Below are 15999 nucleotides of genomic sequence, written 5' to 3' on the forward strand. Positions count from 1 at the left end.
CTTCAAGGAACCTGTTTATGAGCCAAGCCATTCGTTACGAAAAGGGCCAGGACCAGATCGTTGTCCTGACCATCGACATGCCGGGCCAGAGCGCCAACACCATGAACGCGGTGTATCGCGAAGCCATGGCCGATTGTGTCGCCCGTCTGGTGAGCGACAAGGACATCATCGCCGGCGTGATCATCACGTCCGCCAAGAAAACCTTCTTCGCCGGCGGCGACCTCAATGAACTGATCAAGGTCGGCAAACCCGAAGCCAAAGCCTTTTACGACATGGTGCTGACCCTCAAGGGCCAACTGCGTACCCTGGAAACCCTCGGTAAACCGGTGGTCGCCGCCATTAACGGCGCGGCGCTCGGCGGTGGCTGGGAAATCTGCCTGGCCTGCCATCACCGGGTGGCGCTGGACCATCCGGCGGTGCAACTCGGCCTGCCGGAAGTGACCCTCGGCCTGTTGCCGGGTGGTGGCGGGGTGGTGCGCATGGTGCGCATGCTCGGCCTGGAAAAAGCCCTGCCGTACTTGCTTGAAGGCAAAAAAGTTCGGCCACAACAGGCGTTGCAAGCGGGGCTGATCGATGAGCTGGCCGCGGACCATGATGAATTGTTGGCCAAGGCGCGGGCATGGATTGTTGCCAATCCCGGCGCGACGCAACGCTGGGATGTGAAGGGCTATCAGATTCCCGGAGGTACGCCGTCGAACCCGAAAGTTGCACAGATGCTGGCGATTGCGCCGTCGATCCTGCGCAGCAAAACCCAGGGCACGATGCCTGCACCGGAGAAAATCCTCTGCGCGGCGGTTGAAGGCGCGCAAGTGGATTTCGACACTGCGCACCTGATCGAAACCCGCTATTTCACCGAACTGACCACCGGCCAGGTCTCGAAGAACCTGATTGGCACCTTCTGGTTCCAGCTCAACGAAATCAATGCCGGCGGTTCCCGACCGCAGGGTTTCGCGCCCTATGCAACCAGCAAGGTCGGCGTGCTTGGCGCCGGGATGATGGGCGCAGGCATCGCGTTTGTCAGCGCGTCGGCGGGTATCGACGTGGTGCTCAAGGACATCAACCTCGCGGCCGCCGAGAAGGGCAAGGCGCACTCGGCTGCGCTGCTGGACAAAAAAGTGGCGCGCGGGCAGATGAGCGTCGAGCAACGTGAAACCGTGTTGGCGCGCATCCATCCCACTGAAAGCGATGCCGACCTGGCGGGCTGCGACCTGATCATCGAAGCGGTATTTGAAGACCGTGAACTGAAAGCCAAGGTCTCGTTGGCCGCGCAGAATGTCGTCGGCGCGGATGCGGTGATCGCGTCCAATACTTCAACCCTGCCGATCAGCGGCCTCGCCACGGCAGTACCGGACCAGAGCAAGTTCATCGGTCTGCATTTCTTCAGCCCCGTGGAAAAAATGCCGTTGGTGGAAATCATCAAGGGCGCCAATACCAGCGATGAAACCCTGGCGCGTGGCTTCGATTTTGTTCTGCAAATCAAGAAAACCCCGATTGTGGTCAACGACAGTCGTGGTTTCTTCACGTCGCGGGTGTTCGGCACTTTCACCAATGAAGGTATCGCGATGCTTGGCGAAGGCGTCAGCGCGCCGATGATCGAGACCGAGGCGCGCAAGGCGGGCATGCCTGTCGGGCCACTGGCGATCTCTGACGAAGTTTCCCTCAGCCTGATGAGCCATATCCGTCAGCAAACCGCCAAAGACCTTCAAGCAGAAGGGAAACCGCTGATTGAGCACCCGGCGTTCGCCGTGATTGACTTGTTGCTCAATGAATACAAGCGGCCAGGCAAGGCGGCAGGGGGCGGTTTTTACGAGTATCCGGCCGGGGGCCAGAAACATCTGTGGCCCGAACTGAAAACACGCTTTGAAAAAGCCGATGGGCAGATTTCGCCGAAGGACGTACGCGATCGCCTGCTGTTCGTGCAAGCCATCGAAACCGTGCGCTGCGTGGAGGAGGGCGTGCTGACCTCGACGGCGGATGCCAACGTCGGATCGATCTTCGGCATCGGCTTTGCTGCCTGGACCGGCGGCGCGTTGCAGTTTATCAATCAGTACGGGGTCAAGGACTTCGTCGCACGCGCCCAGTACCTGGCCGGGCAATACGGCGAGCGCTTCGCACCACCGGCGCTGCTGCTGGAAAAGGCTGCCAAAGGGGAGGCGTTCTAAGGGGCAAGTGACGCACCGGGGCTTGCCTTGATACCGTGTTTCAAGGCAGGCTCTGGGGTGTGCATTATTCCCATCACGTGTCAGGTATTTTTTATGTCGTTACGCATCTGCATTCTGGAAACCGACAACCTGCGTCCGGAACTGGTCGACCAGTACCAGGGCTACGGGCAGATGTTCAAGCGCCTGTTTTCGCAGCAACCGATTGCCGCTGATTTCACCGTCTACAACGTGGTGCAGGGTGAATACCCGAGCGATGACCTGACCTTCGACGCTTATCTGGTCACCGGCAGCAAGGCCGATTCCTTCGGCACCGATCCGTGGATTCAAACCCTCAGGGACTATCTGCTGACCCGCTACAAGCGCGGCGACAAACTGTTGGGCGTGTGTTTCGGCCACCAGTTGCTGGCCTTGTTGCTCGGCGGCAAGAGCGAGCGCGCGAGCCAGGGCTGGGGCGTCGGCACGCACAACTACAAACTCGCCGCCAAGGCCCCGTGGATGAGTCCAGTGCGTGAAGAGTTGACCCTGTTGATCAGCCATCAGGACCAGGTCACCTCATTGCCGGAGAACGCCACGGTGATTGCTTCCAGCGATTTCTGCCCGTTTGCCGCGTACCACATCAACGATCAGGTACTGTGCTTCCAGGGCCATCCGGAGTTCATTCATGATTATTCCCGAGCCTTGCTGGAGATCCGTCAGCAAGCGCTGGGCGAGCAGGTGTATTCGCAAGGCATCGCCAGCCTGGACAGTGAACACCACGGCACCACGGTGGCTGAGTGGATGATGCGCTTTGTGGCGCACAAGCCAGAAACCGTTTAATCAGCTGCTACCTCGCTCCCACAGGCGCAAAACCTGTAGGAGCGTGGCTTGCCCGCGATCGAGTGCGAAGCACTCGCCGACGATCTAAAGCCAACCCGACTTCTTGAAACTCGCCCACAAACTCACGCAACCCACCGTAATAAACCCCAGTACGGCGAAGTACCCGTAATGCCAGGTCAGCTCGGGCATGTTCTGGAAGTTCATCCCGTAAATCCCCGCCACCGCCGTCGGGAACGCCAGAATCGCTGCCCACGCGGCAAACTTGCGCTGCACCACACTTTGCCGTGACGCCTCCAGCAACACCCCGACCTCGATGGTCTGACTGGCGATATCGGCCAGGGTCGTCAGGTCTTCCATTTGACGTGTCACATGAATCTGCACATCGCGGAAGTACGGACGCATGTTCTTGTCGATGAACGGAAAGCTGAGCCTTTGCAGTTCCTCGCCAATTTCCACCATCGGCGCCGCATATCGGCGCAAGCGCAGCACATCTCGGCGCAGGCTGTGGAGTCTTTGAATATCGCGCTCGTTCAGCGAACCGCACATCACATTGCGTTCCAGCTCATCGATCTCGTCATGGATCGCTTCGCCCACTGGCTGATAGTTCTCAATCACGAAATCGAGGATGGCATAGAGGACGAAATCTTCCCCATGCTCCAGCAACAACGGACGCGCCTCACAACGTTGGCGGACATAGGCGTAGGACGCCGAGTGACCATTGCGCGCGGTAATGATGTAGCCATTGCCGGCAAAAATATGGGTTTCGATGAACTTGAGTTTGCCGTCTTCGCGAATCGGCGAATACGTGACGATGAACAATGCATCGCCAAAGGTTTCAAGTTTTGGCCGGCTGTGTTTTTCAAGGGCATCTTCGATGGCCAGTTCATGCAGGTTGAACTGTCGTTGCAGATTGAACAGTTCTTCTGCATTCGGCTCTTCAAGGCCGATCCAGACAAAGTGACCTGGCTTTGCTGCCCAGGCCGCACCTTCGTCGAGGGTGATGTTGGTGACTTTCTTTCCAGCGCTGTAAACCGCAGCAGCAACAACTCTACCCATGGTCTTGGTTCACTTATCGGCAGCTTTTATTGATCGCTTTCTCAAACTAAAGAAGGCCGTGGCAGGCAGTGTCCAGCTTAGCCTTGTCTAGTGACTGAGAATCAGTGAAATCTGCGGAGTTCGCTGGTAAAAATCCACAGGCAAAAGAAAACCCGCACAGGGCGGGTTTTGTTTTAAGCGGCTTGCAGTTGCCGGTCCATCGAGTCGATGCACTCACGCATCTGTTCGCGACACTGGGCCATCAGCATCGGCATGTCATCCAGGCTCAAACCCGCGGTTGGAATCGCCGGCAGCGAACGGATCAGAATTTTCCCACTGCGCCAGCGGTTCAATCGCATGTGTTTGACGTAACTGCTGACACACACCGGCACGATCGGCACACCCGCGGCAATGGCCATCTGGAACGCGCCTTTCTTGAACGGCAACAACTCTTCGCCCAAATTTCGCGTGCCTTCCGGGAACACCCAGATCGAGGTGTCTTCGTTTTGCAGGGTGTGGGTGGTGGTCAACATCGACTGGCGCGCCTTCTGCGCATTGCCACGGTCGATCAACACGTTACCGGCCAGCCAGAACAACTGACCGAACAGCGGCACCCATTTGAGGCTCTTCTTGCCGATGCACACGGTCCGGCGAGGCACGACGTTGCCGAAGACGAACAGGTCGTAGTTGGACTGGTGGTTGGCGATGATCACGCAGCTGTCGGGTTTATCCATCAACGGGCCGACGTCGGCCTTCACCCGCAAACGCAAAATGCACATTGCTGGCCACGCATAGAGGCGTGCGCACAGCCGACTGTTGTCCGGATTGAACGGGCGACACAGGCCGAGAATCACGCCCAGCACACCCGCCACAATAAAGTGCAGGCTCATCAATGACATACGTAAAACAAACAGCATTTTCAGGCCCCACCGGGACAAAAGGTGGCGCAGTGTACGGATGTGCACTGTTTTCGGCAATTGCCGCTATATAGGCGGAAGATGGCCGATGTTTGAGCACATGTTTCTGAATCTCGGGTAAGACGTGTTCTAGAGCGCTCGCAGGCTTTTCGCCAGCGCCCGTACGAAAAAGCCCGACACGACGGTCGGGCTTTTCGCTAACGCAGGTTTGGGCTTAACCCAGATGCTCCTGATCCTGGATGATCGCGTTGTCCAGGGCCTCCAGTAAAGCTTTGCGAACTTTCAACTTGGTGTTCTTGTGGGCCGTCATGTTGATCTTCTTCAACTGTCGAGCCGCCGCCAACGCAGCGCCTTGCAGCTCTTCAGCCGCTACCACCACGTCGAGGAAACCAGCCGCCACGGCCGTCTGCGGATTGAACATCTCACCGTTGACCACCGAACGCTGCAGCGCCGCTTTGCTCAGGCGGTCGCGAGCAATCTCGATCCCGGCATGGTGCATGGTCATGCCGATCTGCACTTCATTCAGGCCAATGCTGAACGGACCCTCGACACCGATGCGATAGTCGGCCGACAGCAGCAGGAACGCACCCTTGGCCACAGCATGCCCAGGGCACGCCACGATCACCGGGAACGGGTGCGACAACAGGCGCCGGGCCAGCGTCGAGCCGGACGTTACCAACGCCACTGCTTCTTTAGGGCCGGTCGTCATCACCTTCAAGTCGTAGCCACCGGACAGAATCCCTGGCTGACCGGTAATGATCACCACCGCCCGATCAGTCACCGCCTGATCCAGCGCAGCGTTGAAGGCAGTAATCACGTCCGGAGAGATGGCATTGACCTTGCCATTGCTCAAGGTCAGGGTCGCGATACCGTCTTCGAGATGGTAGGAAATCAACTCACTCATGACGCTATTCCTTTCAATAAAGTAGGGCAGAAGTTACCCACCGCCACCGGCCAGGTAAAGCGCCGTGACTGACCCGCCAGTCACCCTTTACCCGCCCGGCAAGCGTAGCCCGCCACGCCAGCCACGCATTGCCCTCTATATAGAGGAGGGCGCGAAGCCGGAGATTGGCCGGTTTGCCCTGTCCCTGAACGATCGCAATCAACCAATCGCGTTAACCGCATGAAAATTCTGAAAAAAATGTTTGCCATCAGAAATACTTTCGACTACATTAGCGCGCCTCGACAGACAGAACATGTTTGAAGAGATACGGTGAAGTGTCCGAGTGGCTTAAGGAGCACGCCTGGAAAGTGTGTATACAGGAAACTGTATCGAGAGTTCGAATCTCTCCTTCACCGCCAAATTCGATGTAAACAAAACCCCTGGTTTCGAAAGAAGCCAGGGGTTTTGTTGTTTCAGGTGCCTGAATTTCAGGCGGCAGAAACCAGGCCGCTTCTGAAATTGGTGTAGGACGTTGGATCGGCGTGTGGGAACGCCTGCTGCAAATCCGCACGTTTAGACGTTTTAGGAGGTTTCAGCACTTGATAACCCCGTTCTTGCCGGGGATTCGTTTTGCGCCTTCGATGAGGTACAAAGTGAATCAAAGGGCAACGCACTCTGACAGGCCCATCCACCAGCACGGGTACACGCAGGTTATGCAGGAACTCACCATGAAGCCGGCGGAGCTGGAGAAGATTCATGTGGAGGTCGTCAAGCTGATGGCTGAGCAGCGCAAGTTGAACGCTGAAGCTGGCAAGATGACGCGGGAGACGTTCTGGTACCCGGTGGCGGTAGCCACTGGTTTGATTGGCACGGTGGCGACTGTCACGGCGGTGTTGGTCAAGTTTCTCTGATTCGTCGTCTGCCCAAATCCCCCGATCAGAATGAGCGACGCGGCGTAGCGTTTAATGCACTTCATTCTTTTAGCAACAAGGAAATTAAATGATCACCACCACAACCCATTCCATCGAAGGTCGGCAAATCACCGCGTACCTCGACATCGTCAGTGCCGAGTCCGTGCAGGGCGTCAACGTTATCCGCGATATGTTTGCCGGGATGCGGGATATTTTTGGTGGTCGCTCGCAGACGTTGGAGCGGGCGTTGAAGGAGGCGCGCGAGCAGGCCACTGACGAGATCAAGGAGCGGGCGCGGGCACTGCAGGCGGATGCGGTGGTGGGGCTCGATTATGAGATCAGCATGCCGGCCGGGAAGGGCGGGATGGTGGTGGTTTTTGTTACGGGTACGGCGGTCAAGCTACGGTGATGCGCAGGGGGCCATTCGTCGGGCGTTGGGCTATCTGAACGGCAAGTCCAGTAATGACCGACTAGTCTCAAAATCCTTGGTGGTCGATATTTTTCGGGCAATAGGGCTTGCCGGTGTCGATCCCGTTTTTGAGAGGGGCGAAGAGATGGCTGATCCGTATATCGAAGACGACGGCGCAGAGTTTCCGATCAACAACTATGTACAGTGCGGCCAGACGCATTATGTAGCCAGCTTCGGTGAAGACCAGACCGAGGTCGACAAGATCAAAACCCGGGCTTGCCGAGTGCTGAAGGGAAAATTCCTACCCAAGGTTACGGCACCGGCCAGGAAATAATGGACATTGAACAGACCCCGTCATCGAGCGGGGTTTTTTGTCTCTGGAAGATTGTGTGAACGTTTATTTAATGCGGATTTTTTTCACAAAGTTTTCACATGGACCTACGTAGGCTCAACTCATCCGTTAGAAGCAACACCCTGCCCGTTCCCCAGCGGGCTTTTTTTTGCCTGTCATAAAACCTTTTCCAAAAATGCTGTCCAACCGTCGCCAACAACGAGGTTGAGCGCGCGCATGTCTGGACATTTTCTCCTCTAAAGCATTCAATCTCGCCCCTTTCGTTTACACCCCCTATTTTTTGAGGTTTTTGTCATGCGTTTCACTCTGCCTGCTCTGGTTCTGGGTCTTCTGGTTGCTCAAGGTGCAATGGCTGGTGACGGCACGGCCGCCATCGGTGGCGGTTTGGGCGGAGCTCTGGGTAACGTTGTAGGCCAGAGCATGGGCGGCAGCACCGGCGCGGCTATCGGTGCAGGTGTAGCGGGCGCAGCGGGCAGTGCCGTAGCGGCCAAAAAAGGCCACCGTACCAGCGCAGCCATCGGCGGCGGCGTTGGCGCTGCTGGTGGTTCGGTCATCGGCAACAGCCTGGGCGGCAAGACCGGTTCGACCATCGGCGCAGGCCTGGGTGGCGCGCTGGGCGGCGGCGTAGGCAACAACCTGGCCAAAGGTCACAAGCGTCACTGATCAAATCTGATCGCCTGAAAGAGCCCGGCTATATGCCGGGCTTCTTGGTTTGAACGTTTCTCGGTGCAACGCCTCAAACCCTGCATACCCCTGAAGAATAAGAGGCTGGCCATGAACCCGAAAACCAAAGGCAAATCAGTTGCACGGCTGAGTGCTCGACGTACCACGTTGCCCGCGATTGTTTTTGGATTGTTCCTCTCGCAAGCGGCAATGGCGGCCGGTGACGGTACGGCGGCGGTAGGTGGTGGTCTTGGTGGTGCGTTGGGCAACGTAGTGGGTGGGCAGATGGGCGGCAGCACCGGAGCCGCGATTGGTGCCGGTGTTGGCGGTGCAGCCGGTAGTGCGGTTGGCGCGCAAAAAGGCAACCGCACTGAAGCCGCGATCGGTGGTGGTTTAGGCTCGGCGGGTGGTTCGGTGATTGGTAACAGCCTGGGCGGCTCTACCGGTTCGACCATCGGTGCAGGCCTGGGCGGGGCCGCCGGTGGCGCCGTCGGCAACAATCTCGGCGACGACAACCACAGTTCTCATTCCGGTGGTGGTCATAAACACAAGAACAAGCACAAAAACAAACACCGCTGATTCAATCGTTATCAACAGAAAAACCCGGCCAAGCGCCGGGTTTTGCTTTTCTGGCTGCGTCTCTGGAACGTTTTGGCTGTGGCTCGCCTCGAACGTCATACACCCCTGAACAATTGAGGCCCGTCATGACTCCGGAAACTGAAGGTAACGAAGAGAAAGGCCCGAGTGGTTTGCCATTTATCAACGACCCCGGCAATGAAGATCCTGGTTCTTTGATGGACGATGCAACGGTCCCGCTCAACGATTCCGATGACGCCGGCGACGTTGGAAATCTCGAATTCGAAGATGAGGATGAAGTCGACGAAGAGGATTGATCGAGCGGGCGTTGACCGGTTGTCTTGCCGATCGAACCCCGTGCGCTGCGGATATCTCGAAAGATCAGGGCCTGCATTTCAGGCACTTTGCGAGGTGCACCATGAACGCTGACACGAAAGACACCGACACGGACGATACCCCGGAGTATCCGTTGCCTTCACCGACCGATCCCTTGAATCGCGACCAGCGTCCGCCCGACGAGGACGCCGGCGTCGAGCAGGTTCCCAACGAAGAGGTGAGGCGCACGGATACGGATGTTGAGGCAACGCCTGAAGACCCGGATATCGCCGGTGAGGATTACTCGGGCGAGCCGAGTTAAGCAACTTTCTAAGGAGGTTCGTCATGAACAGGTCAACAGTGACTGCCCTGACGGTAGCCGGGTTGTTGTCGTTGGGTGCTTTGTCGGTATATGCCGGTAACGACGCGCCCGTCGATAAGGGCGGAATGCCACCGTCTACGGAAATGAATGCTGGCTCCGGCCCGGAAAATGCGTTGCCACCCGGCACGATTGAAGGCGGGAATGGTGGGGATGCTGATGGGAGTAGTACTAGTCCGGGGGCGGGTGGGGGGAGTTCGGCGGGGAGTGGGGCAGGAGGCGCTGACTCAGGTAGTACAAACGGCAAGACGACAGAAGATAAGAATGGTGGTCAGTGAGATTCAGGTTGAGTTGTCTAAGCCCGGCGGCTAGCTGGGCTTATTGCATTCGTTAACTCTATAACTCCCAACTGGTGCATCGCTGCAACTCCATTTTTTCTATCACCCCAGAGAGTCGAGCCAGCGTTGATAGAAGTCCTTTTGTTGTTGAATGTCATTGGTGATGTCATTTTCTTCATAATCGAAAATATTAACGATGTCTTCGGGCTCACTTGGCATTCCTAAACGAAGCTCGTACGCGATTAGTCCAGCGGACATCTGTGAAGACATTCTCGACGGATGAACGTTAAGTTTAGCGCCTTTGCATAAGAATTTTGTTTCTGGAAATTCGGCTCTTATCTGCCCGAGGCACTCATACAAATCATCGGCAACGTATGTTTTTATTGTACTGTTTTCCAAGACCATGGTTAGCGTCCGATTTTGCCGATCACACTCAATCAGTGCCTTCTGTGTGATCCCATGTTTTTTTATGGATATTTCAACTATTTTCATGGCCACTTCCTATAAGGATTGGGTATGGAGTAACCCTGATAGCTTCCATCTGCGTGTACCGGAGTGACACCTAGAATATCTTTACTATCAATCCCCCCCGGCATAGCTATTTCGACCTCCTTCCTATGAGGTGAAAGAAGACCGAGTTTTTTATTCACGTCTATTCCCCGAATATTTTTTATTACATAAACGAATCCATCTTCAAATCCGTATCCGGTTGCGAATTTTATTGCCTCTGTTTCGGACGTCGAAGTACTGACAAAAAAACTTGGAGGGTTTCGGTTGTCACGCGCGTGTAAGTAGATGTCCATACTCTCTCCCAAAGGTTCAAAACCGGTTTCAAAAATCTCCCAAGATTCCCGAGAATCTCCCCGATACAGATAACTGTTTTTAGCTGTGGGGGAGGGTGTGGTGGGCTCCCCCTCATCAACCTTAACCCCAACACCACCATCCGGCGCCGAGCAACCCGGCGTATTCGCCCCCGGACAATTCCCGCTCAACCCCAGCGGATCCACCCACCCCGTCGGATTCGGCGTGTACCGATACGCGTTCAACCCACCCGCCAGTTTCACCGGATCCGGCGTCAGGTATCGCCCGGTATCCGGGTGGTAATAGCGATGGCGGTTGTAGTGCAGCCCGCTTTCGGCGTCGAAGTACTGGCCCTGGAAACGCAGCGGTTGCTCCAGCTGTTCACCGCCGCCGTGGGTGATTTGGCTGACTTTGCCGTAGCCGGTGTACCTCGCCGACCAGACGATTTCGCCGCTGTAGTCGGTGAGTTCCTGCGGGGTGCCGAGGTGGTCGAGGTGGTAGTAGAACGGGCAGGCGTGTTTCGGGCCTTTGCCGTCGAGCAGGGCCAGGGGCCGGAAGCTGCCGGGTTCGTAGAGGTAGCTGCGGTAGTGGGTTTGGCTGCTTTCGGCGATGAGGTGGTCGCCTTGCCAGAAAAACTGTGTGGTCTGGCCATCGACGGTTTTGGCGATGCGTCGGCCGAAGGCGTCGTAGCGGTAGGACGTTTCGCGACCATCGGGCGAGGTGAAGCCGGTCAGGCGGTGCTGGCTGTCGTAGCGATATTCGGTGACGTTTTCGCCGCGGCGTTCGCGGACCAGGTTGCCGTAGGCGTCGTAGGTGTAATGCCTATCGGCGTGGCGCAGCAGGCGGTTGCCCTTGAGGTGCCAGGGGCCGGGGCGGTCGTGGATCAGCAGGTTGCCGGCCGGGTCGTGGCTGAAGTTTTCCGGGTGTTGATCGCGGGCATGGCGGACACCGGTCAGGCGATCGAGGGGGTCGTACTGGTAGTGGCGCTCGCCATGGCGGGTGTCGTTGACCTGTGCGAGGTTGCCGTTGGCGCTGTAGGCATAATCGCGGCGATACAGCGGTCGCTGGGCTTGCCGGACAGCGTGGGCCTGCAAACGACCCTGCTCGTCGTAGGCAAAGTCGCTGTGCAGCAGGCCTTGTTGGCGCTGGCGCTCCCTTCCGAACTCAAATTGATGACTGCTCAGCCGCGAACCGTTGAGGTCAATGGCCGTAAGCACCCCGCCTTGCGCGCGGTGATATTCAAGGCGACTGTTGTCCGGCAAGCGCAGGTGCTGGAGTTGGCCGCAGGCGTCATAGCCGTAACGCAACGTGCCCCAGCCCTGGTGCTCGGTGATCAGCCGGTCATGGGCGTCGTATTCAAACTCCAGCGGATGGTCCTGACCGTCGTCGACGCTGACCAGCCGACCCAGCCCGTCATAGCGATACTCGACCTTGCTGCCGTCCGTCAGGGTTTTGACCAATAACCGCCCGGCGCTGTCGCGCTGATAACCGGTGACGAGCTGCGAGCCGTCATCGCCGAACTCGGTTTTCTCCAGCAACTGGCCGTTGAGGTCGTAGGCATACGCCGTACGGCGACCGTCGAAACCGGTTTCTGCCTGAATCAAACCGCTGGGCGTGTAGTCCAGCCGATAGCGGTCGCCGACTTCGTTTTCAATCTCGGTGAGCAACAGTTGAGCGTGGTCGTAGCGGTACTTCAGCTCGCTGCCGTCGGGGTTGATCCGCCGGCTGACCAGGTGCAGATCGTCGGCGTATTCATAGCGCGTGACGCGATCGAGTTCATCACGCTCGGTGGTGATCTGGCCGTAGGCGTTGTAGCTGAAGCGGCGACGGGCCCCCGTCGGAAACGTCGTCTGCAGCAGTCGGCCAAGCGCATCCCACTCATAACCAGTGACCGCGCCGTGTTCGTCCTGAACTGTCGTCCGTCGCCCCAACGCATCGTAGGAAAACTGCCGCCGCCCGCCGTCGGGCAGGGTTTCCGCGAGCAGTTGTCCAAGGCCGTTCCACTCAAACAGATGGCGGCTGTGGTCCGGATAACGAATCGCCAGCAGCCGCCCCTGCGCGTCGTACTCGTGATAAGTGCTCTGGCCGTCAGGGTCGATCAGCCAGGTCACATCGCCCTGGGCATTGCGTTGGTAGGTCCACTTGGCCTGACCGCGATAGCGGGCGTGCAGGAAACCGTTGCGGTATTCGTAGGACGTTGGCTCGCCTTCCGGCGGAATCAGCGCGATCAGTCGTCCGAGCTCGTCGTAGCGGTATTCGGTGACGGCGCCGAGGGCGTCCCGCTCGGCGATCAAGCGGCCCTGATCGTCATAGGCCTTGCGCTGCTCGCCGCCGTCGGCCGCCACTCGGCGTACCAGTCGCGCGCGGTCGTCGTGGACGTAGGTTTCCTCGCTGCCGTCGGCGTGTTTGAGCTGCACTCCACCGTCGTCGTCCCAGGTGTAGCGGGTGTCCATCTGCGCAAACGAGGCCCAATGCCGGGCACAGCGCACCGCTTTGCCGCTGCGTTCCCACTCCCAGTAAAAACTCGCGCCACCGGCCAGTTGCCGCTGCAAAATGACGTGCTGCTCGTCGTAGTCGTAGCGCTCGCTTTCGCCCGCCGCGTTGGTGGCTTCGATCAAGCGCCAACGGGCGTCGTAGCGGTAGCTGACCAGCGTCTGTTCGGTGCGCCAGCCCTGCTCGTCCAGGTCAACACACTGGTAGTCGACGGCAACTAAATGACCACGGTCATAACGCAACCACAGGCAGCGCCCAGCACCGTTGTCGAGACGCTGAATACACCCGGAAAAATCGCGCTGCACGCCCAGACGATTGCCGTAGGCATCGCTGATCGCGCTCAGGCCGCCATCACGAAAGTGAAAAAACCGCGCCGACTCCCCCGCCAGCGCAACAATCAACTCTTCCGGCGCATCGCCCCGATAAATCGCCGCCCGCGACAGGCTGTTGTGGATCGCCGGCCGCGCCAGGTTCGGCAAAGGAAATGGCGTGCGCCGGTTTTCCGCGTCGATCCACACCACGGAGTCACCATCGATTTCCAGGCGCTGCGCCAGCGAATGGCTCCAGCCAAAACCGAGACCGCTGTCGAGTTCGACGGCACTGCTGCGGTACAAGCGGGTGAAGTCGAACGGCAGCAAACCATCCAGAAAACCGTCGCTGAGGGTCAGCAGTTCTTCGCCGGTGACCAGCGACACCGGGCAGCCGTGGGTAGCGGTGCGCTCGGCGGAATCGGCACTGTCGCCGTTCGGGTTTTTCGCCTGGGCCGGGGCGTCGTCGTGCGGTTCATGCCGGCCCAGCCGTGTTTTTGCATCGGACTTGCTCCGTGCAATAGCCAGCGGATTGTCCACCCGGACATCCGCCGCGCCTGCCGTGCTGATCTGCAACGGAACCGCGGGCGCAGGTTTCAACCCCGCGCTTTGCGCATTGATCAGCAACGGTTTGAGGGTGCCCGCGTGGTCGCTAAGGTCAGACCTGCTTGCCAGCTGCGCCAGGCGCACACTCGCCGCTGCCAGCCATCGTCGGGCGCGTTCAGACTTGATCTTGTTGAGCACCTTGGCGCTCATGCCGAGCTTCAGGCCCGTAGGACCCAATAAGCGCACCAGCAGGAAACTGATCAGCAACTCCGTACGAATTTCCGCTACGACTTCAGCCATGTACTGCGGCGGCAGCATTCGCAGCCAGCTGGTGAAAGCCGCCAGATGAATGAACACCAACGGTTCGTCGCTCAACACCAGCAGCACGTTGGCGATGGCTTCGGCCGAAGCGTTCAGGAGCTTTTGCAGTTCAGCTTCGGTCAGGTACGCAAGGAGCTTCGCGCTGTTGGCCTGCAGATCGGAGATCAGGCCGTAGAGCTGCTTTACGTCATCCCACAAACCGTGAAGGGTGTTGTCGACACCCCGCCAATCCGCGCGTTGCAACATGCCATAGCGTTCAGTGAAATCCGCTTCGGCAAACCCGGCCCACAGCGGTTGAAACTCGTTGTTCCACTCGTTGCGAAGCCAGCCTTCCAGCTCACTCAGCACGCCTTGATAGGAGTCGTAGAGCGCTTTGATATGCGCGGTGGTGACGTTGGGAAAGAAGGTGATGCGATAGCGATTGCCGCGCCAGCATTCGGGAATTTCCAGGATGCCGCCGGGGCCGATGGTTTTGTGGATGGGATCGCCAAATGTCGGACCGCTTCGGTCCTCTGTCAGCAGCGGTTCCAGCATCACTGGCGTGTTGCCGATCGGCACGAAGCGCGCGGCTTGAAACAGATGCACCAGCGTCAGCGGACCGCTGGCGGGGCAGGTGGCGACGGTGGAGCTGATGGGCGAAGTCGAATGCTTCGGCGCAGTGAGGCGCACGTCGTTGCCGACCTTGAACACTTGCTCGACATCCAGTGTCCCGCCGGACCAGAAGTTTTCCGCCCAGGTGTCATAGGAATTGAGGCTGAGGCGAAAATCGCTGAGCAGCGCTTCGATGTCCGGCTGCTGCGGGTTCAACGCCGCCACCACCAGCAAACCGATGGTGTTGTTCAGGGCCAGCAGCTTGTCGGGATCAAACATTCGCGCAATTTCGCCTGGGTGAATGGGCGAGAAACTGTGCGTTGGATCCGTCGAGAAAGAAGTCGGGAAAGGTGGTGTTTGCTGTAGGGCAAATCGCTAAACCATCGACGTCACTTCGTCATGGGGCGGGTTTTGCCCGTTGCTCTTGGGCTGCGGTGCTCGCTATGCTGCTGAAACCTTTAATCCATCACGGAGCCGGCCGCGCCTGAGCCGCCTGGATTTCGTTTAATACGGATCAGATGCGATGAATGCACCGCTGAAAGAATTAGGCCCGATCAAGGCCGTGATTTTCGATATGGACGGCTTGTTGCTGGACACCGAAGGCATCTACACCGAAGTCACGGCAACGATTGCCGCACGCTACGGGCGGACGTTCGACTGGAGCATCAAACAGAACATCATCGGTCGCGGTGCTGGTGACCTGGCGCGTTACGTGGTTGAGGCGCTTGATCTGCCGATCAGTGCCGAAGAGTTTCTGGTGATCCGCGAACCGCTGATGCGCGAACGCTTTCCTACAGCACAGGCGATGCCTGGCGCACAGCAGCTGGTGCGGCATCTGAAGGCTCACAACATCCCGATTGCAGTGGGCACCAGTTCTTCGAGCCAGTCGTTTGGTCAGAAAACCACGTTGCACCGCGACTGGTTCGCCTTGTTCGACTTCGTCGTGACTGCCGATGATCCGGAAGTGGGCGCGGCCAAACCTGCCCCGGATATCTTCCTCACCGCTGCGCGGCGGCTGGGTATTGCCCCCGAGGATTGCCTGGTGTTCGAAGATTCACCGTTCGGTGTCACGGCGGCGAAAGCGGCGGGGATGACGGCGATCGCGATTCCTGATGCGGCCATGGCCGACGAAAAATACGCTCACGCCGATGGCATTCTTCGTACGCTCAAAGCCTTCACGCCAAGCGCCTTTGGCTTGCCGGCGCTGGAGTGGGCCTGACGAAAATGCGCTGAGCAAAGGCCT

General features: G+C 58.3%; 15 protein-coding genes and 1 tRNA gene. 11 read left to right on the plus strand and 5 right to left on the minus strand.

What is annotated here, in order from left to right; translation table 11 throughout:
* Positions 1-17: 17 nt before the first annotated feature.
* Together KHO07_RS08615 and KHO07_RS08620 are read left to right on the plus strand one after the other, a co-directional pair.
* Positions 18-2162, plus strand: a complete 2145-nt coding sequence (locus tag KHO07_RS08615) for a 3-hydroxyacyl-CoA dehydrogenase NAD-binding domain-containing protein (protein ID WP_212626919.1) — start codon at positions 18-20, stop codon at positions 2160-2162.
* 93 nt (positions 2163-2255) lie between these two features.
* Positions 2256-2978 (plus strand): amidotransferase, encoded by a 723-nt coding sequence (locus KHO07_RS08620; protein WP_150735346.1) that lies wholly within the window; start codon positions 2256-2258, stop codon positions 2976-2978.
* An 84-nt stretch (positions 2979-3062) separates the two neighbouring features.
* On the opposite strand, the gene KHO07_RS08625 is transcribed toward KHO07_RS08620, so the two are convergent.
* From KHO07_RS08625 to KHO07_RS08635, 3 genes are all read right to left on the minus strand, one after another.
* Complete coding sequence (locus KHO07_RS08625) at positions 3063-4034, minus strand: magnesium and cobalt transport protein CorA (RefSeq protein ID WP_150735347.1); 972 nt, start codon at positions 4032-4034, stop codon at positions 3063-3065.
* Positions 4035-4207: 173 nt separating this feature from the next.
* Positions 4208-4930 carry a 1-acylglycerol-3-phosphate O-acyltransferase gene (locus tag KHO07_RS08630; protein WP_212626920.1) on the minus strand — a complete coding sequence of 241 codons (723 nt, stop codon included), beginning with the start codon at positions 4928-4930 and terminating at the stop codon, positions 4208-4210.
* A 214-nt stretch (positions 4931-5144) separates the two neighbouring features.
* Positions 5145-5834, minus strand: coding sequence for a crotonase/enoyl-CoA hydratase family protein (locus tag KHO07_RS08635; RefSeq protein WP_150735349.1), 690 nt, complete (start codon positions 5832-5834; stop codon positions 5145-5147).
* A gap of 308 nt (positions 5835-6142) precedes the next feature.
* On the opposite strand from KHO07_RS08635, the gene KHO07_RS08640 reads away from it, so the two are divergent.
* The 8 genes from KHO07_RS08640 (at position 6143) to KHO07_RS08675 (ending at position 9361) form a co-directional block, all read left to right on the plus strand.
* Positions 6143-6232, plus strand: a tRNA-Ser gene (locus tag KHO07_RS08640).
* Positions 6233-6541: 309 nt separating this feature from the next.
* Positions 6542-6724, plus strand: a complete 183-nt coding sequence (locus KHO07_RS08645; RefSeq protein ID WP_212626921.1) for a hypothetical protein — start codon at positions 6542-6544, stop codon at positions 6722-6724.
* Positions 6725-6812: 88 nt separating this feature from the next.
* Positions 6813-7133, plus strand: a complete 321-nt coding sequence (locus KHO07_RS08650; protein WP_075948686.1) for a YbjQ family protein — start codon at positions 6813-6815, stop codon at positions 7131-7133.
* Positions 7134-7278: 145 nt separating this feature from the next.
* The gene (locus KHO07_RS08655; RefSeq protein WP_212627598.1) at positions 7279-7467 is read left to right on the plus strand and encodes a hypothetical protein; all 189 of its coding nucleotides are present in this window, start codon (positions 7279-7281) and stop codon (positions 7465-7467) included.
* 312 nt (positions 7468-7779) lie between these two features.
* Positions 7780-8148 carry a bacteriocin gene (locus KHO07_RS08660; RefSeq protein WP_075948685.1) on the plus strand — a complete coding sequence of 123 codons (369 nt, stop codon included), beginning with the start codon at positions 7780-7782 and terminating at the stop codon, positions 8146-8148.
* Positions 8149-8259: 111 nt separating this feature from the next.
* Positions 8260-8727 carry a glycine zipper domain-containing protein gene (locus KHO07_RS08665; protein ID WP_150735352.1) on the plus strand — a complete coding sequence of 156 codons (468 nt, stop codon included), beginning with the start codon at positions 8260-8262 and terminating at the stop codon, positions 8725-8727.
* 125 nt (positions 8728-8852) lie between these two features.
* Positions 8853-9041 carry a hypothetical protein gene (locus KHO07_RS08670; protein ID WP_150735353.1) on the plus strand — a complete coding sequence of 63 codons (189 nt, stop codon included), beginning with the start codon at positions 8853-8855 and terminating at the stop codon, positions 9039-9041.
* Between the two features lie 101 nt (positions 9042-9142).
* Positions 9143-9361, plus strand: coding sequence for a hypothetical protein (locus KHO07_RS08675; protein ID WP_212626922.1), 219 nt, complete (start codon positions 9143-9145; stop codon positions 9359-9361).
* Positions 9362-9798: 437 nt separating this feature from the next.
* Here KHO07_RS08675 and KHO07_RS08680 read toward each other — a convergent pair whose 3' ends face one another.
* Positions 9799-10188: a hypothetical protein gene (locus tag KHO07_RS08680; protein WP_212626923.1), complete on the minus strand. Its 390-nt coding sequence runs from the start codon at positions 10186-10188 to the stop codon at positions 9799-9801.
* Positions 10185-15035, minus strand: a complete 4851-nt coding sequence (locus KHO07_RS29415; RefSeq protein WP_212626924.1) for an RHS repeat-associated core domain-containing protein — start codon at positions 15033-15035, stop codon at positions 10185-10187. The genes KHO07_RS08680 and KHO07_RS29415 overlap by 4 nt, the downstream gene beginning before the upstream one ends.
* Before the next feature lie 244 nt (positions 15036-15279).
* Here KHO07_RS29415 and KHO07_RS08690 point away from each other — a divergent pair, with 244 nt between their 5' ends.
* Positions 15280-15975 carry an HAD-IA family hydrolase gene (locus tag KHO07_RS08690; protein WP_150735359.1) on the plus strand — a complete coding sequence of 232 codons (696 nt, stop codon included), beginning with the start codon at positions 15280-15282 and terminating at the stop codon, positions 15973-15975.
* The last annotated feature ends 24 nt before the right edge of the window (positions 15976-15999 follow it).

It is taken from the genome of Pseudomonas sp. PP3, assembly GCF_905336995.1.
Taxonomy (GTDB): domain Bacteria; phylum Pseudomonadota; class Gammaproteobacteria; order Pseudomonadales; family Pseudomonadaceae; genus Aquipseudomonas; species Aquipseudomonas reinekei.